Origin of the sequence: Enterococcus alishanensis (genome assembly GCF_019218635.1) — a bacterium.
GTDB classification, from domain to species: domain Bacteria; phylum Bacillota; class Bacilli; order Lactobacillales; family Enterococcaceae; genus Enterococcus_A; species Enterococcus_A alishanensis.
This window is the reverse complement of record NZ_JAHUZB010000004.1, coordinates 426,946-453,551: the sequence shown is the minus strand read 5'-3', so window position 1 is coordinate 453,551 and position 26,606 is coordinate 426,946. Positions and strand designations below refer to the sequence as shown.

16 protein-coding genes, 2 pseudogenes and 2 riboswitches are annotated in these 26,606 nt (G+C 33.2%); of the genes and pseudogenes, 17 read left to right on the top strand and 1 reads right to left on the bottom strand.

Annotated elements, in window-relative coordinates; genetic code table 11:
- Positions 1–29: 29 nt before the first annotated feature.
- The 11 genes and pseudogenes from KUA55_RS12520 (at position 30) to KUA55_RS12470 (ending at position 17,620) form a co-directional block, all read left to right on the top strand.
- The gene (locus tag KUA55_RS12520; protein ID WP_218326710.1) at positions 30–1,520 is read left to right on the top strand and encodes a hypothetical protein; all 1,491 of its coding nucleotides are present in this window, start codon (positions 30–32) and stop codon (positions 1,518–1,520) included.
- 380 nt (positions 1,521–1,900) lie between these two features.
- Positions 1,901–5,422, top strand: a complete 3,522-nt coding sequence (locus KUA55_RS12515; RefSeq protein ID WP_218326709.1) for a lectin-like domain-containing protein — start codon at positions 1,901–1,903, stop codon at positions 5,420–5,422.
- 56 nt (positions 5,423–5,478) lie between these two features.
- Positions 5,479–5,880 carry a hypothetical protein gene (locus KUA55_RS12510; RefSeq protein WP_218326708.1) on the top strand — a complete coding sequence of 134 codons (402 nt, stop codon included), beginning with the start codon at positions 5,479–5,481 and terminating at the stop codon, positions 5,878–5,880.
- On the top strand, positions 5,858–8,800 hold the full coding sequence (locus KUA55_RS12505; RefSeq protein ID WP_218326707.1) for a M60 family metallopeptidase: 2,943 nt from the start codon (positions 5,858–5,860) through the stop codon (positions 8,798–8,800). The genes KUA55_RS12510 and KUA55_RS12505 overlap by 23 nt, the downstream gene beginning before the upstream one ends.
- A 432-nt stretch (positions 8,801–9,232) precedes the next feature.
- Positions 9,233–9,583, top strand: a pseudogene (locus KUA55_RS12500) (recombinase family protein); the annotation flags it as partial.
- A 552-nt stretch (positions 9,584–10,135) separates the two neighbouring features.
- A pseudogene (locus KUA55_RS12495) lies at positions 10,136–11,609 on the top strand (IS1182 family transposase).
- Between the two features lie 412 nt (positions 11,610–12,021).
- Entirely contained in the window at positions 12,022–12,390 is a 369-nt protein-coding gene (locus KUA55_RS18345; RefSeq protein WP_246601499.1) for a potassium channel family protein, read from the top strand.
- A gap of 861 nt (positions 12,391–13,251) precedes the next feature.
- Entirely contained in the window at positions 13,252–13,506 is a 255-nt protein-coding gene (locus tag KUA55_RS12485) for a hypothetical protein (protein ID WP_218326706.1), read from the top strand.
- A gap of 62 nt (positions 13,507–13,568) precedes the next feature.
- On the top strand, positions 13,569–13,871 hold the full coding sequence (locus tag KUA55_RS12480; protein WP_218326705.1) for a hypothetical protein: 303 nt from the start codon (positions 13,569–13,571) through the stop codon (positions 13,869–13,871).
- Between the two features lie 266 nt (positions 13,872–14,137).
- Entirely contained in the window at positions 14,138–15,481 is a 1,344-nt protein-coding gene (locus KUA55_RS12475) for a hypothetical protein (protein WP_218326704.1), read from the top strand.
- A gap of 363 nt (positions 15,482–15,844) precedes the next feature.
- Positions 15,845–17,620 (top strand): oleate hydratase, encoded by a 1,776-nt coding sequence (locus KUA55_RS12470; protein ID WP_218326703.1) that lies wholly within the window; start codon positions 15,845–15,847, stop codon positions 17,618–17,620.
- A 557-nt stretch (positions 17,621–18,177) separates the two neighbouring features.
- Here the strand turns inward: KUA55_RS12470 and KUA55_RS12465 are convergent.
- The gene (locus KUA55_RS12465; protein ID WP_218326702.1) at positions 18,178–19,323 is read right to left on the bottom strand and encodes an FtsW/RodA/SpoVE family cell cycle protein; all 1,146 of its coding nucleotides are present in this window, start codon (positions 19,321–19,323) and stop codon (positions 18,178–18,180) included.
- 109 nt (positions 19,324–19,432) lie between these two features.
- A riboswitch (M-box (ykoK) riboswitch) is annotated at positions 19,433–19,600 on the bottom strand.
- Between the two features lie 607 nt (positions 19,601–20,207).
- Positions 20,208–20,374: riboswitch (M-box (ykoK) riboswitch) on the top strand.
- A gap of 96 nt (positions 20,375–20,470) precedes the next feature.
- Between KUA55_RS12465 and KUA55_RS12460 the strand changes: the two genes are divergently transcribed.
- From KUA55_RS12460 to KUA55_RS12435, 6 genes are all read left to right on the top strand, one after another.
- On the top strand, positions 20,471–22,081 hold the full coding sequence (locus KUA55_RS12460; protein WP_218326701.1) for a phosphatase PAP2/LCP family protein: 1,611 nt from the start codon (positions 20,471–20,473) through the stop codon (positions 22,079–22,081).
- A 750-nt stretch (positions 22,082–22,831) separates the two neighbouring features.
- Positions 22,832–24,082: an NAD(P)H-dependent oxidoreductase gene (locus KUA55_RS12455; protein ID WP_218326700.1), complete on the top strand. Its 1,251-nt coding sequence runs from the start codon at positions 22,832–22,834 to the stop codon at positions 24,080–24,082.
- Between the two features lie 75 nt (positions 24,083–24,157).
- Positions 24,158–24,547, top strand: coding sequence for a transcriptional regulator GutM (locus KUA55_RS12450; protein WP_218326699.1), 390 nt, complete (start codon positions 24,158–24,160; stop codon positions 24,545–24,547).
- A gap of 12 nt (positions 24,548–24,559) precedes the next feature.
- Positions 24,560–25,108: a PTS glucitol/sorbitol transporter subunit IIC gene (gene srlA / locus KUA55_RS12445; RefSeq protein WP_218326698.1), complete on the top strand. Its 549-nt coding sequence runs from the start codon at positions 24,560–24,562 to the stop codon at positions 25,106–25,108.
- 12 nt (positions 25,109–25,120) lie between these two features.
- Positions 25,121–26,164, top strand: coding sequence for a PTS glucitol/sorbitol transporter subunit IIB (gene srlE, locus KUA55_RS12440; RefSeq protein ID WP_218326697.1), 1,044 nt, complete (start codon positions 25,121–25,123; stop codon positions 26,162–26,164).
- 27 nt (positions 26,165–26,191) lie between these two features.
- Entirely contained in the window at positions 26,192–26,548 is a 357-nt protein-coding gene (locus KUA55_RS12435; protein ID WP_218326696.1) for a PTS glucitol/sorbitol transporter subunit IIA, read from the top strand.
- Positions 26,549–26,606: the final 58 nt, after the last annotated feature.

The window sequence follows — 26,606 nt, the reverse complement described above, 5'->3', positions numbered from 1 at the left end:
CTACTGCAACTCTGGCGTATCCTAAACAAATGATAGTCGATCAAGAATCTGAAATTGAAGTAACCTTTGAAACAAGTGCTGCCGTCGCTACTGGAACTATTGCAGCATTTCAAATACAGAATTTACTTATTGCAGATGCTACCCAAGCAACAATAACAGAAACCTCTGGATTGCCACAAGGTTCTTCAATTAAAGAGAAACGTATAGGTGCTATTGACCAGTCAGTAACGGATGGTACTGGAAAGAAGACATATACAATTAAAGTCTTACCTACGGCTTTAGGTTCTTTTGACATGACAGGTAATTTTAATTACTCCCAGCAGGATATTAAGTTGAATCAAAAAAGTTTCCCCGTTAATATTTCTATTCCAGTTATAGAAAACAATAAACAAAGTATCACTGGATCAGACTATAGTATGTATGTAGGAGATAAGACACCAACTGTGTCAGATTTTAAAGCCAGTGCGACTGATAAAACTGGTGCAGCTTCAGAAGTAACAGTAGATTTAAGTAAAGCAGATGTAACTAAAGCTGGCACCTATGATGTGACTTTAAATAGTGCCGATGGGCAAAGTAAAGTGGTGAAATTAACAGTAAAAGCCAATAACCAAAGCATCACTGGAACAGACTACAGTATGTATGTAGGAGATAAGACACCAACTGTGTCAGATTTTAAAGCCAGTGCGACTGATAAAACTGGTGCAGTTTCAGAAGTAACAGTAGATTTAAGTAAAGCAGATGTAACTAAAGCTGGTACCTATGATGTGACTTTAAATAGTGCCGATGGGCAAAGTAAAGTGGTGAAATTAACAGTAAAAGCCAACGTATCAGATACGTATAAAGTTACATTTAAATCTAGTATTGGTGGAACCCTTTCTGGAACAACAAGCGTGGATGTTCCAAAAGGAACAAAATTATCTAATATACCACAAGTCATTCCAAATAAAAGTGATGTAGAAGATATTTATTTCCTTGATTGGTATAAAGATGGAGAAATTGTAAATCCTAAAGAAGCGATGATTACTAAGGATACAACGTTTACAGCTAAGTTTGGAGCAGCAGTTTATCGCTTATACAATAAGAACAATGGAGATCATTTATTAACAAAAAATAGAAATGAGAAAAATGATATCGCAGCAACTGGTTGGCTTGTGGAAACGAATGATTCTAACCCTTATGGACGGGCTGCTTTCTATGTACCTGTTAAAGACGATATTAAAGGAAAAAAACAGGTTTATAGAATCTATAATCCAAATTCAGGAGAACATTTCTATTCAACTAATAAAGCAGAATGTGATGCTGCAGTGAAGGCAGGTTGGAGGCATGAAACAAATGAGGATTACACATGGGTATCAGATGGTGATGTGAAGATGTATAGAGAATTTAATCCAGATGTGAATACGGCAGGTAGTCATAACTTCACTACAAATAAAGATGAGCATGAAGGAGTAGTAAAGGCAGGTTGGAGAGATGAAGCAAAAGATACATCTCTATGGAAGGCTTTAAAAGCAGGTTTTTAATACTATGTTTCTGTGCCATTTCTAAAAGTGTGATATAAAATGCGAGGTAACCATCGAGCTAAGTGGAGTTCTTGGAACATCTACACAGAAAACAGTGATTAATAAACGAGCAATTTACATTGAATTACATAAATTGTTCGTTTTTTTATTTAGCTTTTTACTTCTACTGATTATTGTATCCTTATTTTTTACACATAGTTTATTACCTGTTATTTTAATTTTTGTTCCAAGAGTATCAGGAATTTACTTAACTTCTGTGTTTATAGAAATCCATTGTAAAAATAAAAACAGGTAGAATATATTACGAATTAACTAGATATTTCTAGACAACGGTATAGTTCCTATTATACAAATCGAGTTATAGTAAAGGGGAGACTAAAATGAAAAGGAAAGCGGTATATTTAATTATAATTCCAGTTTTATTTATTATTAGTACTTTAGTAGTCCAAAATTACAAATTCATGAATGCAGACACATCGAAAGGGCCATCAATAGTTGTAAATAAAGAAAATTTTCCTTCATATTTTACTACTTTAGGCACAGCTACTTATGATTCCAGTACAGGAGTTGCTGTATTGACAGAAGCAAAAGAAGGACAAGTTGGTGCGTTTACTTTAAATAGTAAACTATCATTCGATACCAATTTTTCTTTTAAAGGTGCTCTCAATCTAGGTACAGATAAGAATGGTGCAGATGGTGTAGGATTTGCATTTCACCAAGGAAACACAACAGACATCGGTTTCTCGGGTAATGGTCTAGGGATTGCTGGACTACAAAATGCAATTGGGTTCAAGGCTGATACCTATTACAATGATGTCGAAGGGGTACCACAAGGTAACGTAGATGATATATATGTAAAAAGACCATCTGAATCTGCAGTATATGGCGGGCCGAAAGACATAATGAAGGCTCCCTACGGATCCTTTGTAACAACAAGTTTTGAAAAAATTATGAGTGATTTTCCTCCAGAAGCACCTAAGGAAGTTACCAGATGGTGGCCAACTTTCTCCGACCCCAAGGCTCTTAGCACAGATGATATCGACGGTAACTTCCATGATTTTTCTATTACGTATGAGGCAACAAATAGAAAACTAACTGTAAGTTTCACACAAAGTTCTGGAAATATACAGACTTGGGAGCGAACTATTGATAGTAATTATAATACCGCTGCATTTACTATTCTTGGATCAACTGGTTCTGCATTTAATAAGCAACAAGTTAGGTTTGATGAATTTTCTTTTCAAGAAGCAGCAACTGCTAATGTTAAGTATGTTGACACAGATGGGAAGGAAATAGCTCAAGGCGAAGTTACTTATCCTCAGGGCGCTTATGTTAATGGGACATATACAACCGAAAAGAAAGATATACCTGGTTACACCTATAAAGAAATGGACTCAAAAGGATTAGCTGCTACAGGCAGTCTAACAAAAAGTGGAAACAACGGTACCATAACTTATATTTATGACATAAATAAATATACAGTTAAATACGATGGAAATGGTGCTAGCAATAGTGATGCAATGTCAGATCAGTCATTTCTATATAATCAATCACAAAATTTATCAGCAAATTTATTTAATAGGCCTGGCTATACATTTAAACAATGGTCTGATTTAGCAGACGGTAGCGGAAATACTTATACTAATAAGCAAAACGTAAATAATTTAACCAATGAAGCAAATGGAATAGTGACGCTCTATGCCCAATGGACAGCCAATAACCAAACTGTTCAATTTGATGCAAATGGTGGGGCTACAGAACAAACTGCTATTACTGGAGATACTGGTACAACAGTTGATTTATCTGGGGTTAAAGTAGCTACCCGAGATGGCTATACGTTCAAAGGATGGTATACAGCGAAAACTGGTGGAGATAAAATGCCAGATTCATTAACAATGCCTGCTGGAGGCACAACTTACTATGCCCAATGGACAGCCAATAACCAAACTGTTCAATTTGATGCAAATGGTGGGGCTACAGAACAAACTGCTATTACTGGAGATACTGGTACAACAGTTGATTTATCTGGGGTTAAAGTAGCTACCCGAGATGGCTATACGTTCAAAGGATGGTATACAGCGAAAACTGGTGGAGATAAAATGCCAGATTCATTAACAATGCCTGCTGGAGGCACAACTTACTATGCCCAATGGACAGCCAATAACCAAACTGTTCAATTTGATGCAAATGGTGGGGCTACAGAACAAACTGCTATTACTGGAGATACTGGTACAACAGTTGATTTATCTGGGGTTAAAGTAGCTACCCGAGATGGCTATACGTTCAAAGGATGGTATACAGCTGAAGACGGTGGTACAACAATGCCAGATAGTGTAATGTTGCCTTCAGGAGGAATTACGTACTATGCTCATTGGATAGCCAACAGTTATACAGTCTCATATGATACCAATACAGGTTCTGGAAGCATGGCTGATCAAGCATTTACTTATAATGTAGGTCAAAATTTGACAACAAACACATTTACTAAAACTGGCTATACCTTTGTTGGATGGAATACCGCTGCTGATGGGTCAGGTACACTTTATACGGATGGGCAATCAGTGATAAATTTAACTACAGTATCAGATGGTAAAGTAACTTTATATGCGCAATGGACAGCAAATACAGAAACAGCTAATGTTTCTTATATTGATGACACAACAAGTAAGACGCTTACTACAAAAGTATTGACTGGACCATATGGGACAACAGACTCTTATAGAACAGAGACAACAATTAACTCCTACAGAGACAATGGCTATAAACTTGTTTCTGATAATTATCCTAAAGATGGCGTAACGTATACTGAAAAAGTTCAAAATTTTGAAGTCCATTTAGAACATGTTTCTAATAATGAAATTGAAACAAAAACCGTTACTGAAACCATCCATTATGTTTACTCAAATGGATCAGAAGCAGCCAAAGATTACACAACAAATATTAGCTTTGTTCGAACAAAAGATACTGATGCAGTAACGGGTGAGGTGACTTATGGTGACTGGACTTCTGTTGAAGGAAACACAACTTTTGTAGCAGTTAAATCTCCAACAATTACTGGCTATACACCAGATAAAGTACAAATTGATGACGTAACCGGTGTGACTGCAGAAACTGCTGATATTGAAGAAACTGTAACTTACAAAGTTAACACTGAAAAAGCAACAATCACATATATTGATGACACTACTGGAAAAAATATAGATGCTAACACGGTCTCTGAGTTAACAAGTAACCCCATAGAGTTAACTGGAGATTATAACTCAACAAGTAGCTACCGAACATCAGCAACAATCACAGCATTAGTGGCAAAAGGATATGATCTTGTTTCAGATAATTATCCAGCAGATGGGGTAACCTTCTCTGACACTACTCAAAGCTTTGAAGTCCATTTAAAACATGGAACTATTTCAAAAGAAGAGAGTAAGGTTGTAACTGAAACTATCCGTTATGTTTACGAAGATGGAAAAAAAGCAGCTGATGATTATATCGCATCATTGTCTTTTGTAAGAACTATAACGACTGATGATGTTACGGGTACAGAAATTAATGAATATTGGACACCTTTGGCAAGGACCTTTAAAGCTATCAATTCTCCTAGTATTTCAGGTTATACTGCTAATAAACTAGCTATTGCTGCCGTTGATAATATAACAGGAGACAGCAAAGACATTATTGAAACGGTAACTTACCGTAAGAATGCTAATGGAGGTGGGAACGTTACACCAATTCCTGCGCCAGTCAGTCCAGTAGATCCTGGAAATAATGGTAGGGGCTCAACTACTACTCACGGCGCTTTACCTCAAACAGGTGAAAAAGATTCTAATTACTTAATATTATTAGGATTAACTTTCTTAGGCTTTGTAGCTTATGTAGACAAAAAAAGAAACAAAAAAGTATCTTAATAATCGTTAAATAAATATAATATAATTTTAAGAAAAATTAGTGGTGGAGTGATTAAATGAATTTGTTGAAGTATGTAAAAATAGTGGCGATAATATTATTGGGGATTCTTTTTCTTAAGACAGACTCAATTTCTGAAGCCAAGAGCATCGATTTCTGGTCTAAAGAAATTCCTAGCGTCCAAATTTCAAATCCCCAAGAATCAGTATACTCACATAGACTATCAAAATTATACCCCACTGGGCTTTATGCAAATCAAGGAGATAATATTGTAGTAAAGGGAAACAATGTTACTATTTGTTTGGGACCTCCTGGCAGAGATGATTATAGAAGTGGTGACGGTGTAACTAGATATGCAGTGAGTGGAGAAACAACTATTCGTATCAATGATAAAAAAACTATTATCTATATTGAAAATGTCAGCGGAAATAATCAAGTTGTCTCTATTTGTCTCTATTGAGGGGGGGAAAGAATATCCACTATTTGAAAAAGGAGTAACAGATCCCACCGAGTTTTTCTCAGATATTTCTAATGACACTCCTCCTTTTATAGAATTTGTTGGTGCACATTCTATATTAACAATCCCTAAACCCAGCGAATATATAAAACAATTAACTAAAATTAATATGAATTATGGTATAAATAATTTTGTTGATTATTTTGATAAGATTGCAGTTTTTGGAGCAGAATCATCAGGCCTTAATTTTACTGGTATTGATAGTCTGAATTATTTATCTGGTAAGATTCACTATGTTAAAGCAGATGAAGACTTAAATAATGGAATGTTTAATGCTGGAGACGAGCGGATTTCTTTGCACAATACGCAAGGGTTTAAAAATATTTTAGACGAATTTACTGGCGTATCACCAAAACCACCTATGATAAAAGCTATCTGGGGTCTTTGGCATGAGACTGGACATCTGTTCCAAAACCCTTATTATACATGGTCTGGAATGACTGAAGTTACTGTAAATATTTGTTCTTATTACACTCTGAAAAACGTGGGCCATTCTACTGCAGAAATTGAAGATTTCAAAAGTTTAGCACCAGAAATAAGAACATATCTTGAAAATTCAAATGTCAAAAATTTTGATGAAATTGAAGATCCATTTTTCAAGTTAGGAATGTTCGCTCAGTTAATGGAATCTTATGGAGACGATATATTTGCAAAGTTAAACGAAGAATATAGAACTGCTTCAATTTTAGGAGAAATAGCTCTTCCAGATAGATATAATGATAATCAGAAGCAGCAGTTATTTATGACTTACATTAGTACAGTTACTAAACGTGACTTATCTGATTTTTTTCAAAAATGGGGACTTTATCCAAACGAACAGTCTTTAGAAAAAATGAAACAATTTAAAAAGCCGTCTGAACTTATTGAACGAAATATCTTTTATGATGATGATATAACTCATTATGATGGGGACCATACGGCATTTGAAAGTCTCTCGGTTCAAGTGAAAAATATTAAACTTTCGAGAATTGAGTCCGGAATTGATTCTATTAAATTTTCAGAGCTATTTGAACCAGAGACACTTTACTCTTTGCCGCAAAAAATGAAACTGTCTTTAAAATCTTTTTGCATTATTTATAGTAATTCAGATTATTTATATGTTCACATAGAGACTAATGAAGGTCCTTCAGGAAATTACAAAGTTCCCATAGAAATTGATAAAGTAAACGATAAAATTTGGGGCTCTGTTACTTGGGACTTCAACAATAAATCGGGAATTTTAACTTTCTTAGATGTAGGTATTTTAGGGGAATCTTCAAACTCTCCATGGAATAGAGCCGATGAGTATAAAATCGATAGTAGTCAAATAAAAAAAATTGTCTTTAATAAATCTGTCCGAGCTCCTAAAAATTCAGCTTCTTTATTTGCTCGTTTAGGAAAAATTGAACAGTTTGATAATATGTCAAATTTAGACACTTCATTAGTTACTAATATGCAAGATATGTTTGCATATGAATCTGTAATTACTAAATTAAACTTATCTACTTTTGATACGAAAAATGTAAGTAATTTTCAAGGTATGTTTTATGGATCTGGCAATATTGAATCATTAGACTTATCAAATTTCGATACAAACAATATTACCGATTTTCCTTATATGTTCAATAGCCTTGACAGACTAAAAGAATTGACTTTAGGTGAGAGAGCGATTTTTGACAATCAAGCCATTGGAAGAAGTGCTTCCCATGAGTGGATAAAATTGTCTAATCCAAGTATTACTATGGGAACAAATCAAACTTTCTTCAAAGACTATAAAGAATATACTGGCGAAAAAGCAGGCAAATATGTCTGGAAGTCTAATGTTGAGAATTATAAAAAAGTAGTATTTGCGACAGATGGTGGTACAACTATTATAGACCAGTGGGTGTTAACGGGAGAAGTCATCTCTGCGTCCTCACCAAGTAAAGAAAATTATAGTTTTGATGGTTGGTTCAAAGATAAGGAATTAACCGTTCCTTTCGATTTTTCAGTGCCAATAAATGAAGATACCACTATTTATGCGAAATGGACAAAAGATCAACGTTCTTTTGTAGCATCCGACTATACAATGTATATAGGAGATAAGACACCAACAGTGGCAGATTTTAAGGCCAGTGCAACTGACAAAACAGGTTCAGCTGTAGATGTAACTGTAGATTTTGGTGACAATGATATTACAAAAGCAGGCGAGTACAACGTTACTTTGAAAAGTTCTGATGGCCAAACGAAAATAATAAAATTAACTGTAAAAGCCAATAAACAAAGTATCGCTGGATCAGACTACAATATGTATGTAGGAGATAAGACGCCAACAGCGTCGGACTTTAAAGCCAGTGCAACTGATAAAAATGGTTCAGCTGTAGATGTAACTGCTGATTTTGGCGGCAATGATATTACCAAAGCCGGTGAATATGAAGTAACCTTAAGAAGCTCTGATGATCAAGCTATCAAAGTTAAATTAACTGTGTTAGTGAAAGATGATCAAATTACTATTATGTATCGTATCTATAACCCAAATAATGGAGAACACTTTTACACACAGAGCATTCAAGAAAAGAATGAGTTGTTAAAAGATGGTTGGAGAGATGAGGGGATTGGATGGCGTGTACCCATGTCGGGAGATCCAATCTATCGATTATACAATCCAAATGTTGGCGATCACCATTATACATTGAGTAACGATGAAAAGACGTATCTTGTATCTCAAGGGTGGAAAGATGAAGGAATTGGATGGTTTTCTGGAGGAGATATACCTATTTATCGTCAGTATAATCCAAATGCTAAAACAGGTTCTCATAACTTTACAACTTCAATTAATGAAAAAGATTCCTTAATTGAAGTTGGCTGGAAAGATGAAGGTGTAAGTTGGTATTCCGTTAAATAATTTGGTAGGTTAAAATAATACTTTTTAATATCCGAAAGTACATTTATTTTGATACAAAAAAAAGAGTGGTCAACTTGTTGCTTGAATTCGAAATTCAATCGGAAAGTAACAACCTAATTTTGCTAAAATTCGCTGATTAATCCAAAAATAGATGTATTTATTCTACAATAATAACGATTACTCTATCATTAATAATCAATTGGTTCTTTAATATGTAGAACGTTCCATAATTTATTGAGCCGTGAAACGATTCTACGGGTGCATTATCAGAAGATTTCCTTTTATGGGACGTTCTTTTGGTAATGCCTTTTTTTGCTATTTCACAATATTACTTTAAATATATAAGTAGCACATTTATCACTATGAAAAAAGGTACTTTTCTTTAAATTATCTAATTGGTTCAATATACCTATTACTAACTTAATATCCTGATGCTCAGATAATTTCACTGATCATATAAGTGGAGCAAAAAGTAATTGACCTAGATTAGAAACTGCAATTGAATTTGTCCGTAGGGGTGACACTTTGGTAGTTCGGCGATTGGACTGATTAGGAAGGAATATGGAAGATCTTATTTCAATTGTCAATCTAGTGAATGAGCGTGGAGTCAGTTTTCATAGTTTACAAGAAAATATTACTATGCATAAGTCCAATTCTGCTTGTCAATTGATGTTTCATCTGTTCGCAGCTTTTGCAGAATTATAACGTAACTTAATATTAGAACGTTCTGCTTCTAGTCGTGCAACCGCAAGAGAGATAGGGCATTTTGGAAATCGCCCAGAATAACAATTGCTGAAAATGATACCTCTCTAGAACCACAATTTATAGCTATTTCAATAAAATGGTGACAAAAGCAAAAGAACCCTTAAACAGAGCAATCCAACTAAATCTGACAAGTTTTAATGGCTTTATAATTAAGATACAGACAAACGGATGTTTATAACCTACTAAAGAACATTTAAAAATCTATCATTAAAAAAATATTTTGATACCCACTATACGATTAAATTTTAAAAATGTTTCTATTTTTTTATTACAAGATGTTGATATGAACGTTTTTATAGAAATGATTAGTAACTCTATAGATACTTAATTTAGTCAAAAAATTGCGCCAAAAATATAAATTTTTTGGCTATATTTTTATAAACTTCTAGTCAATTAATTTATTCGAAAAATCTTAACATTTTTCCTCAACGTGAAATATTATTTATCAAAAAAAGACTACTCTATTATTAGAGTAGCCAGACTGTAGACAAAGTCCATTTTATGGATGCCATCTACAGTTTTTTATTTTATAATTGAAATATGAAATCGTATTCAAGGAGTGGTGTCGAAATGATGTCTAAAAATAATACCAATGGAAGAAACCCATTTGCCTTGATAACTATTGATGATCTCGTTCCTAAAGATCATCTTGTTCGAAAGATTGATGCTGCGATTGATTTTGATTTTATTTATCCAATTGTTGAAAAAACCTATTCAAATCTTGGAAGACCTAGTATTGGCCCAATCATCCTTATCAAATTAGTGTTCATCCAGTATCTTTTTGGTATTCGTTCCATGCGACAAACAATTAAAGAAGTAGAAACTAATGTCGCTTATCATTGGCTTTTAGGCTATTCTTTCGAAGATAGAATCCCTCATTTTTCAACCTTTGGTAAAAATTATGTGCGACGTTTTAGAGAAACCACTTTATTTGAAGAAATATTTGCTTACATTTTAGAACAAGTAGTAAAAGCGGGCTTTGTGACAGAGAATAACTTGTATCTTGATTCTACGCATATTAAAGCCAATGCCAATAAACATAAATTTACAAAGGAAATGACTCATGATGAAGCGAAAGCATTCCAGGGTGAGTTAGAAGATGAAGTTAATCGGCAACGGATAGAGGCAGGAAAACGTCCTTTTACTTTGTATTTAGAAAGCGAAGTGAAACTGAAAGAAAGAAAAATAAGTAAAAGCGATCCGGAAAGTGGTTATTGCGTCAAAGGCGAGCGGAAAAAACAATTTGCTTATTCTGCCCATACTTTTTGTGCTGACGACGGTTTTGTCATCAGCACGATTGTCACTCCTGGAAATATTCATGACAGTCAAATTGCAGATCAACTAGTGATGCAGTCAAAACGACTTTTTTCCGAAATGAAATGTGTCGTTGCCGATGCTGGTTATAAGACACCAAAATTTATTCACTTTTTATCGCAGCTTCATCTTCGATTTACCCAACACCCGTCTTAAAGGAAAAAAAGGACTTATTTCAAAAAATCAATTTCTCTATGATAAATATTATGATTGTTACATTTGTCCACAGGATCAAATGCTGAAATTTTCTACAGTGACCCATGAAGGATACCGAGAGTATAAATCTAATCCCAAAGAGTGTGCCTGTTGTCAATTATTGGAAGAATGTACAAAAAGTAAAAATCATCAGCGGATGATTACAAGACATGTCTGGGGTGATCTGATGGATGAAGTGGAACATCTTCGCCTAACTGACGTGAATAAAGCGATTTATAAAAAACGGAAAGAAATGATTGAACGAATATTTGCGGATGCAAAAGAGAAGCATGGGATGCGTTGGACCAAGTATCGAGGCTTGGAGAAAGTGGCGACGCATACGATGCTTGTGTTTGCTACAATGAATCTAAAAAAATTAGCCACATGGCTATGGAAAGGCAGGAGGCCTTTATTTTTTTACGTTAAATTTGAGATAAAACAGATAAAAGATGTTCCAAATTCAAATTTCCCGAATTTGGAACATCTTTGTCTACAGTCTGAAGTAGCCTGTGAAGGCTATTTCAATAAAATCTAAAATATATACCTAATAATCTGATCAATTTTGGACATATCAGAAAAGGACAATTTTTTGACAAAAATTTAGAGGAGGCGACAATGAAATCAAAACATTCTATTTATTCATTATTTGATTTTATTTTAACTATTTTTTGGATAATACTTTTTATATTAAATTTAGCCAGAGTAATTGATTTAAGTTTATTCCCATACAATCTCTTAGACATGGCGATTACTTTATATTTTATTATTAGCTACCTTACTAGATTCTTGATGTCTGAGAAAAAAAAGGAGTTTTTTTTAGAAAATATATTTGATTTAGTTGCTATACTCCCATTTAATTTACTTACTGGCAATCTCTTATTCAGCACCAATAGAATTTTTAGAATCATTAATTTAATGCTTAAGTTAGGGAAAAAAAGAATAGTTTTTTGTATGAAAATGTTTTTATATACGGACTTTATGCAAGTGCTTGTATTATATTTGTCGGTAGTGGTTTTTTTAGCTTTTTTGAAAATAAAAATTATGGAGAAAGTATTTGGTGGAGTATTGAAACAGTAACTACTTTGGGTTATGGAGATATTATTCCAAAAACAGCCTGGGGCAAACTAACTGCTTCAATAACTATGCTATTTGGATTAGGTTTTATCAGTTTGATTACTTCGACGATAACAAATTATTTTAGTAAAAATAAGATACACAAAAAACATTCTTCTGAAATAGAAAAATCGCATGAAAAAATTGATTATCTTACTAAGCAAGTTGAAATTCTAACAAATAGTAAAGAGAAAAAAGATTAACTGGTGGAGGATTGGTAGAACAATTTCAGCAATGTGTTGGAGATTACGGAAGATACTTTAGACAAATCAAAATTAACAAAAATATAAGAATAGAATAAGCAAAGCTTTTCTTTACTCAGTCATTGTATCGGCATTAACGTAAGAGAGTTGAATTTGCCAAGAAAAACAATTCATGCCATTAAAGAAAGAAGCTACTAGTTATTAGGTGATATTTATGAATAAATTACTGAAAATGAGATTACTTACTGTTACAAATAGTAATCCCGATTGATCAAGTAATAAAGAGGAATTACAAAAAATATAAAAATCTAGTTGAACTTTTATTTGATTCAAGTCATCCCCTTCCGTCAATTAAAAATGATTGGGCTAATTTCAAACGTAGTGATTTTCTGTTTTTATTGTCATTAGGTTATGATACAAAATATATACCAGAAATATATGTAGTAGGATCTCAAAAAATAAACCTTTGGAAAAAAATTAAGGTTTACATGGTAAAACAAAAGATGAAATGTATTCAGATGAAGTTGTCAAAGTGAGAAAGCAGAAAATACTTTCTGATTATGGCATAAATGTTGGATGAGACAATATGCAAGCAACAGATTAAGGAACACATGTTGGCATTAATGGATCAAGATGAAATTAGATTAACAATAAAATACTAGTAAAGAAAATCTATTATTGACTGTTCTTCTCCACTTCCTAAGAATCAAAAAAATGGGAGAAACAAAGGATATCCGATTTTTTATTTTCAATTAAAAAATTACTTATTTAGCATGGTTACTAAGTAAATCCAATTATGATTAGACGTAAAAATTATTTCGGAGTATTATAGACCTACAAATAAAGAAAGCGGTGTTTATTATGACGGATTATGAAAAAAAAGAAGAAAATGTAGCCAATAATGTGACTGACACAGTAGTTAAATTAGATAGTGAGTTGGATAAACTTAATTCACTTAATGAAGATACTAGCAAGGAACATGAATTTAAGAAATGGTATGCAGAAAAGAAAGCAATTCATGAAATTAAACATATTTTATATGATGCTGGTAAATATGATAAATATGATGAAGATGAAATGAATAAAATCGATACTTATTTTGAAAATTTGAAGTGACATTGAGCTATAAATGTTTACTTATACATTAATCATAGCTTTTTATAAAAGGACGGATGTTTATGAAAAACCGAACTAAAATTAGTATAGGAATTGGTTTACTGGCAATAACAGGGGCATATGCTACAGTTAATTTTTCTGAAAAAATATTAGGGAAAATTGAGAGTGAAGTAACTCGTTACAAAACAAAAAAAGTTGTCAGAGATAAATTTAACAATAATGAAAAATTATTAAATATTGTTGATGATTTATCTGATAGTGAATTAAATTCTCTTAACCAAATTGCTAAAGATGTAAAAAATAGTAGAGAAAAAGTAAAACAAATAGGAAAGAAAATTAAAGATACTACGGGAAATGTATTGTAATCATAAAAATTCAAATCTTTTTCGGAGTAGAGTATTCTACTTCGATTTTTTATTTTTCTATTGAATTTAATTCCAATTATCAATAGCAATTTATAACTAGTTACTTTAGCTATGTTTCAAAGCACAGCCTGTGATTATAAATGTAATAAGTTAGAAACTAACCGTTCAATATCACCTGGGAAAAATAGTCAAATTATCAGTTTCAATTTTATATTCTGAAATTTAAAAAATCAAATTAAAACATGTATTACAAAAAAGGAGAAAAAATGAGAAGAAATTTGAATCTTATTGGACAATGTGCACTGTCTATTATTAGTACGACCATAATCATTATTCCATTTATGCTTTTTATTCAGTTAAGCAATGGATCTAACTGGAGTACTATACTTCCCTTCATTCTTTTTTATATTTTTAGGATGACAGGTATTTTTTTTATTCGTGGAATAAAAACTACGTTGAATAGTTATAGCCTTTTGAAAATCTCTTTGATAAGCGGGCTACTGGGATGTATTTTTAGTGTATTGGGTAGCACTTATTTTCCCATGTACATTTTAGGTGGATTTTTTTTAGGGCTAAGTGGAGCGTGGCTACCACCTTCAAATACAAGTTTAAATATTTATTTAAAAAAACAGAATGAAAAACAAAAAAATAGCAATATTATATCACTGATTATGATTGCGATATTAGGCATTACTATGTTCTCACCCATAAACTTTCGTTATAGTTTGTGTTTCTCATTCTATGGTTTACTGTATATCATCTCATTATATATGGTTTATCAGTATTCAGGATATAAAATAGCATCCCACGATTTAGAAGAATCCAAAAATAGCTATTTAGTTTTATTTTTTAGTTTCTTATTTCTATTATTTTTGTTACGATCTAGCAGACTAATGCTAAACTCAGAGGAATTTGATTATTTTATTTATGGATATATTTTTTTTATTATTTTAGGTGTTATAATGTTATTTATTTTTAAATCTCACGAGGAAAAAAGACTACCGCGTTCTTTATCTTTTTTAACCATAATTAATGGATCATTGGGAAATTATTTATTTTTATTTTGTTCCTTATACGCTAGTGGATATTATGGAAGAGAGGCAGTAGCTTTTAAAGTGTATCTCCCTTATGTTTTAGGCATGTTTTTAAGTACTCCAACAAAAAAATTCATCTTTAAAAATATGAAAAACTATTCATTGTTAGGTGTGATAGTGGGATTGGTAACTATTTTAGCAACTCCCTTTTTTTCATTGGGAATTTTTTTAATTAGCTTATTTAAGAGTATTTTAAATTCTTGGTTGACAATCCAGTATAGTGAAACAGAGTCTCTACCTATGGATAAAAGAATATGGGTAAAATATACAATTCAAAATATTGGTAGTATATCACATCAGTTTATTTTAATGATATTAGCATCTGTAATTTTGACCAGTGACAAAAAGACTGTAAAAGAATTTTTTATATATAGCAGCAGAGCAGTATCAACTCATAATAGTATGGTGATTATGCAATCGTGGAATCATATTGCCACTGCACTGATATTATTGCTAGTTGCTATGTATTATTTGATCATTTTAAAGATACAGTATTCTACAAAAGATATCCTTTAGTTTACGTCAAAAATTAAGTCAAATAGAAAGTCTATTTCATTGTTCAAATTAAAATATTAGCTTAATTTGAATTCCTTTAAATTTTTAATCAAATTAGTTGAAAAATCAAAAATATTAATATAGCAGTATTCACGAGTAGCTTAATCTCTCGTGGATACTGTTTTTTCAATAGTAACTATACGTCGAAAAACATTCCAATTTTAGACACAAAAAAATTGGATTTAGTTACTAGAATAATATATAGAAGTACTTTATATTTTGGACAAATCTCAATGTTTGTCTATTTAAAAAAATCGAAAAAAAATGTAAAGTACTCTTGTGTCCAAGTCTAAAAAAATAATTCTTTTAAAGGAATGATGACAAATGTATTACTCAAATGGAAACTATGAAGCTTTTGCACGTCCAAAAAAACCTAAAAAAGCTGATAAGGTATCTGCCTACTTAGTTGGTTCTGGACTGGCTTCACTTGCAGCAGCAGCATTCTTGATTCGTGATGGTCGTGTGGCTGGAAATAGAATTCATATTTTCGAAGAATTGAGTCTTGCCGGAGGCTCATTAGATGGTATTTACAAGCAAGAAAATGGTTTCGTTATACGAGGTGGTCGAGAAATGGAAAGTCACTTCGAATGTCTTTGGGATCTCTACCGTTCCATTCCTTCATTAGAACAGGCAGATGCTTCTGTTTTAGATGAATTTTATTGGTTGAATAAAGAAGATCTCAACTCTTCGCATTGTCGTTTGATTCATAACCGGGGAGAACAAGTAGCTACCGATGGTCAATTTTTATTAAGTGAAAAAGCCATAAAAGAAATAATTGCACTTTGCTTAATGGAAGAAAGTCAGCTACAGAATAAAAAAATTAGTGAGGTCTTTTCTGATGATTTTCTTACTTCAAATTTTTGGGCTTATTGGTGCACAATGTTTGCCTTTGAAACTTGGCATTCAGCAATGGAAATGCGCCGTTATTTAATGCGGTTTATCCACCATATAGACGCTTTAGCTGATTTTTCATCATTAAAATTTACTAAATATAACCAATACGAATCATTAGTATTACCTCTGTTAAGCTTTCTAAAAAAAGCTGGTGTTCACTTCCAATATAATACGCAAGTGGAAAATATTTTAATTAAATCAGATAAAAGCGGTACAAAGCAGGCGCAACAAATTCTACTAAAAGTAGATGGATTTCCTGAAACAATCGATTTAACTGAAAATGATTTAGTTTTTATTACTAACGGTTCTATTACTGAAAGTTCAACATATGGCGATAATGATACTCCTGCACCTATTTCACATAAGCTAGGTGGTAGTTGGAACCTTTGGAAAAAACTAGCAGCGCAAGACATAACTTTTGGTAGACCAGAAAAATTCTGCGAAAATATTCCAGATGCTGCGTGGGTAGTTTCAGCTACCATTACTACATTGGATAAAAAAATTGCACCTTTTATTGAAAAAATAAGCAAGCGAGATCCTTATAATGGAAAAGTTGTTACTGGCGGAATTGTTCACGTAGAAGATTCAAATTGGAAATTAAGTTATACGTTAAATCGTCAACCACATTTTAAAGAACAACCAAAAGATCAACTAGTCGTCTGGTTTTATGCACTGATATCTGATACTGATGGAAACTATACAAAAAAAACAATCACTGAATGCACAGGTAATGAGATTGCAGCTGAATGGTTATATCACATGGGAGTTCCTAATGAAATGATCAACGATTTAGCGATCCATTCATGCAACACGATGCCTTGCTACATGCCTTATATTACTTCTTATTTTATGCCGCGTGCAAATGGTGACCGACCACTAGTTATTCCTGAGGGATCTAAGAATTTAGCCTTTATCGGAAATTTTGCAGAAACAAAACGAGATACTGTTTTTACTACTGAATATTCAGTTCGGACAGCTATGGAAGCAGTGTACGGTTTATTAGAGGTGGATCGAGGTATTCCTGAAGTTTTCGCTTCTTGCTATGATATTAGAACATTGATGAAGGCTACTTATTATTTAAATGATCAAAAGAAATTAATTGATCTAAAAGTTCCTTGGTTTACAAGTCTAGTGGAAAAGCATGAACTAAAAAAAATTAAAGGTACATTCATTGAAGAATTATTAGAAGACAGTGGTTTGTTATAATACTAAGTAATCTTTAGTGTATAAACAAGCATCGATGTGTCCTCCTATAAAAAAGATTACTTTCTAAAAAGTAGATCAAAATGAACAACCGAGAAGGATTTTTCTTTTCGGTTTTTTTAAAAGTAACAGGGAATTTTTTAAAAAAAATTATTGATGGATTGGGCAGCCTCCCATGTATTTAACCATTCAAACTGTAATATTTTAATCTTCCACAGTTAAAAAATGCAATCACATGATAGATTATTATTACTTTTAGTTCTCGTTTGAAACGAGAACTATTTTTTTCAAAACAAACATTAGTATACTTTTTCTAATTACACTGGTTACCCTTCTCATTCCCAAAATTAACACTTATTATTCCAAATAAAGCATTGCCAATACGGATTTATTCTATTCTCTACAGTGTAAGTCATAGGTGTATATTAAATAATAAGTAATTTCTCTTTTTTGTTCGGATTACTGTCATAGGAGCCATAAAAAAATAAGCTTTTAGAATTGAAACTACTGACTAGATTTTTAGATATCCCTTATGGGTGACAACTATGACTTACATTATTTTATTCTTTTAGAAGATAGAGATTTTTGCGAGATATAATATTTAAACAAATACCCAAGGCAAAAGATAGGATTAAATAACTAGTTCCTCCATAACTTACGAAGGGTAATGGTACTCCTGTCATAGGAATTAATCCTAAGACGCTGGCGACATTGATACTAGATTGGATAAGTATCAGCGTCCCAAATCCAATAAGTACTAAGCTCAGTTGCTGATCTTTGCATTGAATGGATTTTTGAAAAATCCTTAAGCAAACTACAAAAATTAAAAATAAGACAAATATAGCACCTAGCAACCCCAATTCTTCACTAATAATTGAAAAAATAAAATCTGTCTCTGCTTCTGGTAGATATCCCTGCTTAGTAAGACTATTGCCTAAGCCAAGTCCTAAAAAACCACCATTATATAAAGCATAGTAAGAATTAGCCATTTGGTATCCGTATCCATGCTCATCTAAGAAAGGATTGTGAACTATAGAAATGCGATTATAAGCATGAGAAAAAAATGTTGGCAACAAATTGTTTTCGCCTAAAATTAATACAATAGAGGCTATTAAAATTATCCCCATTAAAAATAAACCTATCCCCATTATTCCCTTTTCAACAGGGATTGCTGCCGCCCAAATGATTACTGCGACTATCACTATAATCATAAATGCTCCAGAAATTTTAGGTTGCAGTAATACTAAGCCAGTAGCTAACCCTGTAATAATAAATGGTTTAGTCAATTTTACATTGGTAATATTTTTATTTTTAAAATAACTTGCTAAATATAAAATTAGAAATATAACAATAATTTCAGATGGTTGAAACTGAAGTCCTCCTATCGAAATCCATCTCTGTGCGCCATTGACAGTTACAGCAAAAAAACCGACTTTTACCATAATTAAAAGGAGAAATGAAACTATTAAACCTCCCTTAATAAATAGTGGGTGTAGCAAATACTCAAGCTTTATAAAAAAGGTTACCCCTATTATTGTCAAACTTATTATAATAAATATAAATTGCCGATATAATAAGCTTAGCGAGTATTCATCTGTGACCATCAGTCTATAAGAACTGGCACTATAAATTTCTAAAAGCCCAATTACAGATAAAATAAAATATGGAACTAAAATAACAAGGTCAATTTTTCTATTCTTGATCATTCAATTTCTCCTCCTAAAACGATAGTTAGGTGGAATTGATAACCAATTCTACAAGTAACCCAAATAAAAAAGGCCTAAAACCTTTTTTGAACAGATTTTGACCTTTATAAGGTTGTCTCATCGTTCGAGTTTTAGCACTATGCAACGTAAAGAAAAAATATCTTAGTTATTTGAAAAAGCCTTAATTCGACAATTCCTGTTTGACCCATTGGTATCTTTCGATATTTCTGGGCAATAACCTATTTTTACATAGGAGCCTCACCTAACAAGTTTATTTAATTGCGTTCATATTAATTTATTTCTTTTGCCGATACAACGAATTGGAAAAATCTTAAAAAAAAGCTGATAAATTCTTATTAATTCTTTATTTAATAGGCTCTCCGTCAAATAGTGTTGCAAAGGGTTTTTATTTTTATATTAAGTTATTCTTTTCTATTAATTGCTATTACAATAAAATTTTTATTTTTTAAAAAATTGGATATGGAATAAAAATTATAAAAACATAAATAAATGATCAAATAATAACAAAAAAATATTCTACAGACTTTAGATATATAACTGGTAATAACCATGAACTTGTTAAAAGATGAGAGTAAAGTAGTGACAATTCAGAATATAAGTGACCAAACAATTGATGATGTAAAATTCTTAGCAAAATTAAGTAATCGGAACTGTTTTACAGAATATTGAAGAACGTGAATGCATTCCCGTCAAAGTAAGTAACCATTTGTAAATATTTTTTTGGTGGACGGAAAATTGTTTTTTTTCAATATATTCATTATTCTTTTCCAATAATACGATTGAAATAATTAAAAAAAAAATAAACTTACTCAAAATGATTGAAAGCTATACAACCTTAATTCTATACTTTTGGCAGTTAGATAAAATAACCTTGTTAGGTGAGGCTCCTATCCAAATATAGGCTATTGCGCAGAAATGTCGAAAGACACCAATGTGTAAAACAGGAATTGTCGAATTAAGGCTCTTCTAAAGATAGCTAAGAGAAATCTTTACGTTGGATAGTGCTAAAGCTCAGACGATGAGAACCGATTGATGTACTGTTTGCTTTTTTAGAAAGTAGCAATTGCTTATTTACGATCAATGCTGGCTTAGTCTCCTCTTTCAAGGAAAAAAGAAAGGGATTCTCATGCAAAGATCAGAAAAAAAAATTCCACGTTACACCATAACAACCATTTGTTTTACTTGCCTCACGCTATTAGTGGCTGCCAGTCCAAATTGGTTTCAACAAATAGACGAGGCAATCTATCACATCAAATGGCAATTAAATACGTCACTTTTAACGATTATCAATCTGCTGGCGAAAACAGCAACGATTGGTCCAATGTCCCTGTTCTTCTTGTTACTTATGATTTACCTTTTTCAGAAAAAAGAAAAAGTTCTTGCCTTTTGGGCCGTTAGTAACCTTTTAATTGTAGGCTTTTTAGGGAGCGTCTTTAAACATATTATTGGTCGAACTCGACCAGATTTAGGTGCTCTAGTCGATCGAAGTTCCGCGAGTTTCCCTAGTGGGCATTCTCTCTTAGCAATGTGCCTTGTCTGTACGGTTTTTATCACTTTAACTTATCTTAAAGTTGAAAAAGCTAAAGGGATAAAAATTTTTTTAGTTGCTTATCTTGTTCTGATTGTTTTAGGAAGAATCCTTCTCCGCGTTCACTATCCTAGTGACGTGATTGCGGGTATGCTTCTAAGCTATAGCTGGGTAAACTTTTCGTTCAGTGTTGTGAATCAACGTTATTTACAAACTTTCGCAGAAGAAGACATCACGCAACGGAGTAGACGACATCATCGTAAAAGAAAAAGTTTACTCCTAGTATTCAGTTTGACTCTTTTATTTTTAGGAACGCTGTCTATATCAGCTTACGGCGTCAGCATGTATCATAATTTAAAAAAAACAGCGAACACAATGTATAAACCACGAAAATCGTCAACTAAAAGTCCAGATTTGGCTAAAGGTGAACCTGTTAGTTTCTTAATTATGGGAATTGCGAATGATTCAAAACGGAAGACGGATTATCGCTCCAATGCTTTAATGGTGGTCACGGTTAACAATCAATTAAAAGAGACAACCATTACTAGTATTCCGCGAGATTATTATGTAGAAATTGCAGGCACTGATGGAGAATATAATAAAATCAATGCAGCCCACGTTTTCGGAGGTGCTGATATGCAAATCAAAACGGTAGAGAATATTTTACACATTCCTATCAACCATTACTTTTCTGTTGATATGGATGCCATGAAGGACCTTGGCGATGCTGTCGGTGGTGTTACCGTGAATAATGCCTTTGCCTTTGATGCTGAAGGTATCCATTATCCAAAAGGTAAGCAACATTTAGGCGGATGGGAAGCTTTGCAGTACGCACGTATGCGGTATGAAGATCCAGAAGGGGACTATGGTCGTCAACGTCGCCAACGAGAAGTTTTAATTCAATTAACAGACAAATTACTTTCTTTTAACAGCTTACTAAAGTATCAAGAAATTCTGGACGTTATTGGTGAAAATGGAGAAACTGATCTATCTTTTGACCAAATGATGTCCATGTTAAAACAATACACGCCTGCACTAAAAAATATCAAAACCGATCAATTAAAAGGCTACGATTTCACAGGTGATGGTGAGACTGGAATTGAAGGAATTTCTTATCAACTTGTAGAAGAAAGCGAACGCCAACGTGTCGAAAATGCCATCAAAGAGCAGATGGATATTGATACAAATCAGGATGAACAAAATCAATAATTATATTCCATAGAAGAAGCTATAACAAAAGCGTTCAATCCGATAACTCACTTTAAAGAGGATATAAGGTGAGTGTATTAACTATTAATAACTCGATTCATCGAGCTAATTTAACTCATGAACTAACTATGGATGTAGGATATAGATTGAAGAGGGGCCAAAAAATAAAAAATTTTGGCCCTTTTATTTCACACTGTTTGTATTCATTAGATGAAAATACCTTTTTTGAATTTTAGATGTAAATTAATAGTTTTGCATAACCTAAAGGCGGACAATAAAATCAATCTTACTATATATGTAATTGTTGTATGCATATAGAGATTCTATTTTGAAATGTGTTTATACCAGAATTTCTTAGAGAAAAAAATTTAGCAAATTGAATTATTGAAAAATATAAGGCAAAAAATACGTACAGAAATATACTGAGTCTAAAAGTTAGACTTTTAAGGAGTGGAGAAATCCACTCCTTTTTTTTTCGATTTTTTAGTTTGAATTAAGAAAATAACATTAAAATATTCATTAATCATTTAAAAATCCATCAATATAAATAATAATTTTTTACAAACTAAAACCCATTGAAACCCTTATTACCATCGATTTTCTTCAAAAATTTATGGCTTCTAAAAAAAGTTTGTGAAAAAAATTTAGGAGAAAGCGTTGACAATATTTTTAACGATGTTATACTAATCCATGTAAAACACATATGACAAACATATTGACATATGACAAAATTAGTTGGAGGGAAATATAATGACACTTTATGGCAAATTACTTGAACGTGAAAAAAATAACAATCCTATTAAAGTAGGTGTAATCGGCGCAGGACAAATGGGATCAGGAATGATTGCACAAATTTCGACAATTCCTGGAATGATTGTTGCTGGAATCAGTGATATTAATTTAGATAACGCCAAACGTGCGGCTGAGGCTTACAATGCGAGTGCAGCTCAAAAAATTGATATTTTAACTACGACAGATTTTAAAGAAGTCATTCACTCTGATAAAGTTGAAATCATTGTTGATGCAACAGGTGTTCCAGAAGTTGGCGCACAAATTTCTTTTGAAACTTTAATTGCGAAAAAACATATTGTACTATTAAATGTTGAAATTGATATTACCATTGGCCCATTAATGAAAAAATTATATGATGCAGCTGGCTTAGTTTACACTGGTTCCGATGGTGACGAACCGGCAGTAACAACTCAATTATTTGAATTTGCTAAAACAATGGGTATGGAAGTTTTAGTTGCTGGTAAAGGAAAAAATAACGCGTTGAAAGTCAGTGCAAATCCTGATTCAGCTCAAGCAGAAGCAGATGCTAAAAAGATGTCTAGTCATATGTTGGCAGCTTTCCAAGATGGAACAAAAACTATGGCAGAAATGAATCTGTTATCTAATGCGATTGGATTTGTACCAGATAAAGTTGGAATGCACGGAATTTCAGCTGGTTTAGATGGCACAGTAGAAAAACTTGATTTAAAAGAAAATGGCGGAGTTTTAGATAACTTTGGTGTTGTTGAATATGTCGATGGTTTAGCACCAGGTGTCTTCGTAATTGTGAAAGGTCAAAACGAAGGTGTGCGTCACGAATTAAGTTACTTAATGAAAAAAGGTGAACGGGATCATCACTTGTTATACCGTCCGTTCCATTTAGCTAGTTTAGAAACACCATTAACGATTGCTCGAGCAGTTTTAGAAAACGATCATGCAATTGTGCCAATGGGAGCACCAATTTCTGAGACAGTAGCGGTAGCGAAAAAAGATATCAAAGCTGGTGAAAGAATCGATGGTATCGGTGGTTATTGTGTCCGCGGTGTGCTAGAAACACATGCTGATATGAAGAAAAATGGAAATGTGCCAATCGGTTTAGTTGGCGGTAGTTCTGTAGCTAAACGTGATATTAAAGATGGTACGTTCTTAACTTATGATGATATTGAAATTGATGAATCAACTACTGTTTATCGTTTACGTAAAATGCAAGATCAAACCTTTGCAGAATAAAAATAAGTTGAATTTCTGGTGAAGCAGAAGTGATCATCGCTTCTGTTTCATTTTTTAAAAGAAAAGAGGAATGTCATGAATTTATTAATGGTCGTCGTGTTGCTTTTGATGGTGCTACAGTCACTTACCAGTTTTATTCAAGTCCGCAATTATAATCGTTTTATTAGTAAAATTACTAAAGAATATGCTGGACAGACAGGTTTTGAACTACAGACGGATGTATCAAAGGGTTGGCTGTCAAAGACAATTGTGGCAATCGTAATAAATGAAGCTGGTACAATTGAACACTGCTATATTTGCCGCGGGTTGACAATCTTTGCAGGTTTTAGAGAAATGAAAAATTATCAAAATATGCATTTGAAAGATTTTTATGAAAAGCAGCAGACAGTGAAACATCTATCTAAGACAGAGAACTTATTGGGCAACATCTACCTACGGAAAATGGAAGCGATTACTAATAATTAGGAGGAACAAATAATGAAGTATATTGAATGGTTCGGAACAAATTTTATTGGATTATTTGAAGCTGGCGGGGAGCAGTTTACAAGTTTTATGACGGGGATTGTTCCGTTATTGATTGTTCTACTGACTTTCACTTATTCAGTAATTGCCTTTATTGGTGAAGAAAGAGTCGACCGAGCAATTCGATTTTGTTCGAAATACATGGTGTTACGTTACTCAGTGATGCCGATTTTGTCAGTCTTGATGCTGACTAATCCAATGGCTTATACTTTTGGGAAATTTGTTAAAGAAGAAGAAAAACCTGCTTTTTATGATGCGGTTGTATCTTTCTTGCATCCGGTAACAGGATTGTTTCCTTATGCAAATGCTGGTGAGTTATTTGTCTTTTTAGGTATTGCTAATGGGGTGACACAAGCTGGTTATAGTCAATCGACTTTGGCTGTCCGCTATTTTATTGTCGGTGTGATCGTCGTATTTATGCGGGGCGTAGTCACTGAACAAATTACTAAGTTTTTAATTTCTCGTGAGTCGAAAAAAAATTCAGCCAAGAGTGTGGCTAGCTAGGAGGATCTTGACATGTTCAAAACAATTTTTGTGGAACCAGGAAGTAATGGTTGGGGTGTTGGATTGGAATTGACACCAACTGATCAGAAAAATAAAGTTGTTTCCGTAACGGGTGGCGGGATTCATCCAGTCGCGCAAGCAATTGCAGATTTAAGTGGGGCAGAAGCTTGGGATGGTTTTAAAAACCAAGTACCAGAAGAAGAAATGATGTGTGCTGTCATTGATTGTGGTGGTACAGCCCGAATCGGAGTTTATCCCATGAAACGGATCCCAACGGTTGATGTATTGCCTTCATCACCATCTGGCCCTTTGGCAAAGCATATTACTGAAGATATTTTTGTTTCTGGTGTGAAGCCAAATAATATAAAATTAAGAGATAGCGCTACTGTAGAAGAAGTTCAAAGTGCTGGAATTGCCCAAGCCGAAAAAGAGATAGTTAATGCAGCGGCTGAAACTGAAGAAATTGAAGAAAAATTTGAAGAGAAATATGCAAAAGCAAAGGCAGATTACAAAGCTAATAACGAGAAGAAAGATGGCTTTTTAGTTCGTTTTTCTCGCGGAATCGGTGGCGTGATGGGTGTCTTCTATCAATCAGGTCGTGATGCGGTTGATATGCTTTTGAAAAATATTATTCCTTTTATGGCGTTTATTTCAATGATGATTGGGATTATCAACTACACTGGTATTGGCGATTGGATTGCAAATGTGCTTTCTCCTTTGGCGGGATCTCTACCAGGAATGTTGGCTTTAGCATTAATCTGTAGTATTCCAATCTTGTCACCAATCTTAGGACCTGGTGCGGTTATTTCACAGGTTATCGGTGTTTTGATCGGTACACAAATTGCAAACGGATCAATTCCTGTACAGTATGCATTGCCAGCATTATTTGCCATTAATGCTCATGTAGGTTGTGACTTTATTCCAGTTGGGTTAACATTAGGTGAAGCAAAACCTGAGACAGTTCAAGTCGGTGTGCCGGCAATTTTATATAGCCGAGTATTGACTGGTGTAGCTGCAGTAGCGATTGCTTATGTCTTCAGTTTTGGTATGTATTAAAAATTTAAAAGAAATTGAGGGATTCTCATGGTAAAAACAAAAGTAACTGAAATTGGTTCAATGGTAGAAGCATTTGCCGAAGAAAAATTGATTATTTTATTTGGCCCAGAAGCAACGGCTGAATTGAGAGATATTTGTGTCATTCATGAATTTGAAGAAAAACCACAGGATGCCTTGAAAGTTGGTGGCCTTATTAAATTTGGTAGTCAAGAATATAAAATTGCCGCAGTTGGCTCTCAAGCTAATGCAAACTTCGAAGAATTAGGTCATATCTCGATTTATTTCCGTGATGAGATTGGCGAAATTTTACCAGGTGCGATTATTATTAGTCCAAGTAGTTATCCTGAAACAGTTGAAATTGGCGAAGTAATCGAATTTTTATAAAAGAAAATATGGTGAGGTGAGGCAATCGTTGTCTCACTTTTGCTGTTTTGGAAGGGGG

Bases quoted from the DNA above. Each gene is read 5' to 3' on its own strand.
- KUA55_RS12520 (WP_218326710.1), top strand. From the start codon at position 30: ATGATAGTCGATCAAGAATCTGAAATTGAAGTAACCTTTGAAACAAGT.
- KUA55_RS12515 (WP_218326709.1), top strand. From the start codon at position 1,901: ATGAAAAGGAAAGCGGTATATTTAATTATAATTCCAGTTTTATTTATT.
- KUA55_RS12510 (WP_218326708.1), top strand. From the start codon at position 5,479: ATGAATTTGTTGAAGTATGTAAAAATAGTGGCGATAATATTATTGGGG.
- KUA55_RS12485 (WP_218326706.1), top strand. From the start codon at position 13,252: ATGACGGATTATGAAAAAAAAGAAGAAAATGTAGCCAATAATGTGACT.
- KUA55_RS12480 (WP_218326705.1), top strand. From the start codon at position 13,569: ATGAAAAACCGAACTAAAATTAGTATAGGAATTGGTTTACTGGCAATA.
- KUA55_RS12475 (WP_218326704.1), top strand. From the start codon at position 14,138: ATGAGAAGAAATTTGAATCTTATTGGACAATGTGCACTGTCTATTATT.
- KUA55_RS12470 (WP_218326703.1), top strand. From the start codon at position 15,845: ATGTATTACTCAAATGGAAACTATGAAGCTTTTGCACGTCCAAAAAAA.
- KUA55_RS12465 (WP_218326702.1), bottom strand. From the start codon at position 19,323: ATGATCAAGAATAGAAAAATTGACCTTGTTATTTTAGTTCCATATTTT.
- KUA55_RS12460 (WP_218326701.1), top strand. From the start codon at position 20,471: ATGCAAAGATCAGAAAAAAAAATTCCACGTTACACCATAACAACCATT.
- KUA55_RS12455 (WP_218326700.1), top strand. From the start codon at position 22,832: ATGACACTTTATGGCAAATTACTTGAACGTGAAAAAAATAACAATCCT.
- KUA55_RS12450 (WP_218326699.1), top strand. From the start codon at position 24,158: ATGAATTTATTAATGGTCGTCGTGTTGCTTTTGATGGTGCTACAGTCA.
- srlA (WP_218326698.1), top strand. From the start codon at position 24,560: ATGAAGTATATTGAATGGTTCGGAACAAATTTTATTGGATTATTTGAA.
- srlE (WP_218326697.1), top strand. From the start codon at position 25,121: ATGTTCAAAACAATTTTTGTGGAACCAGGAAGTAATGGTTGGGGTGTT.
- KUA55_RS12435 (WP_218326696.1), top strand. From the start codon at position 26,192: ATGGTAAAAACAAAAGTAACTGAAATTGGTTCAATGGTAGAAGCATTT.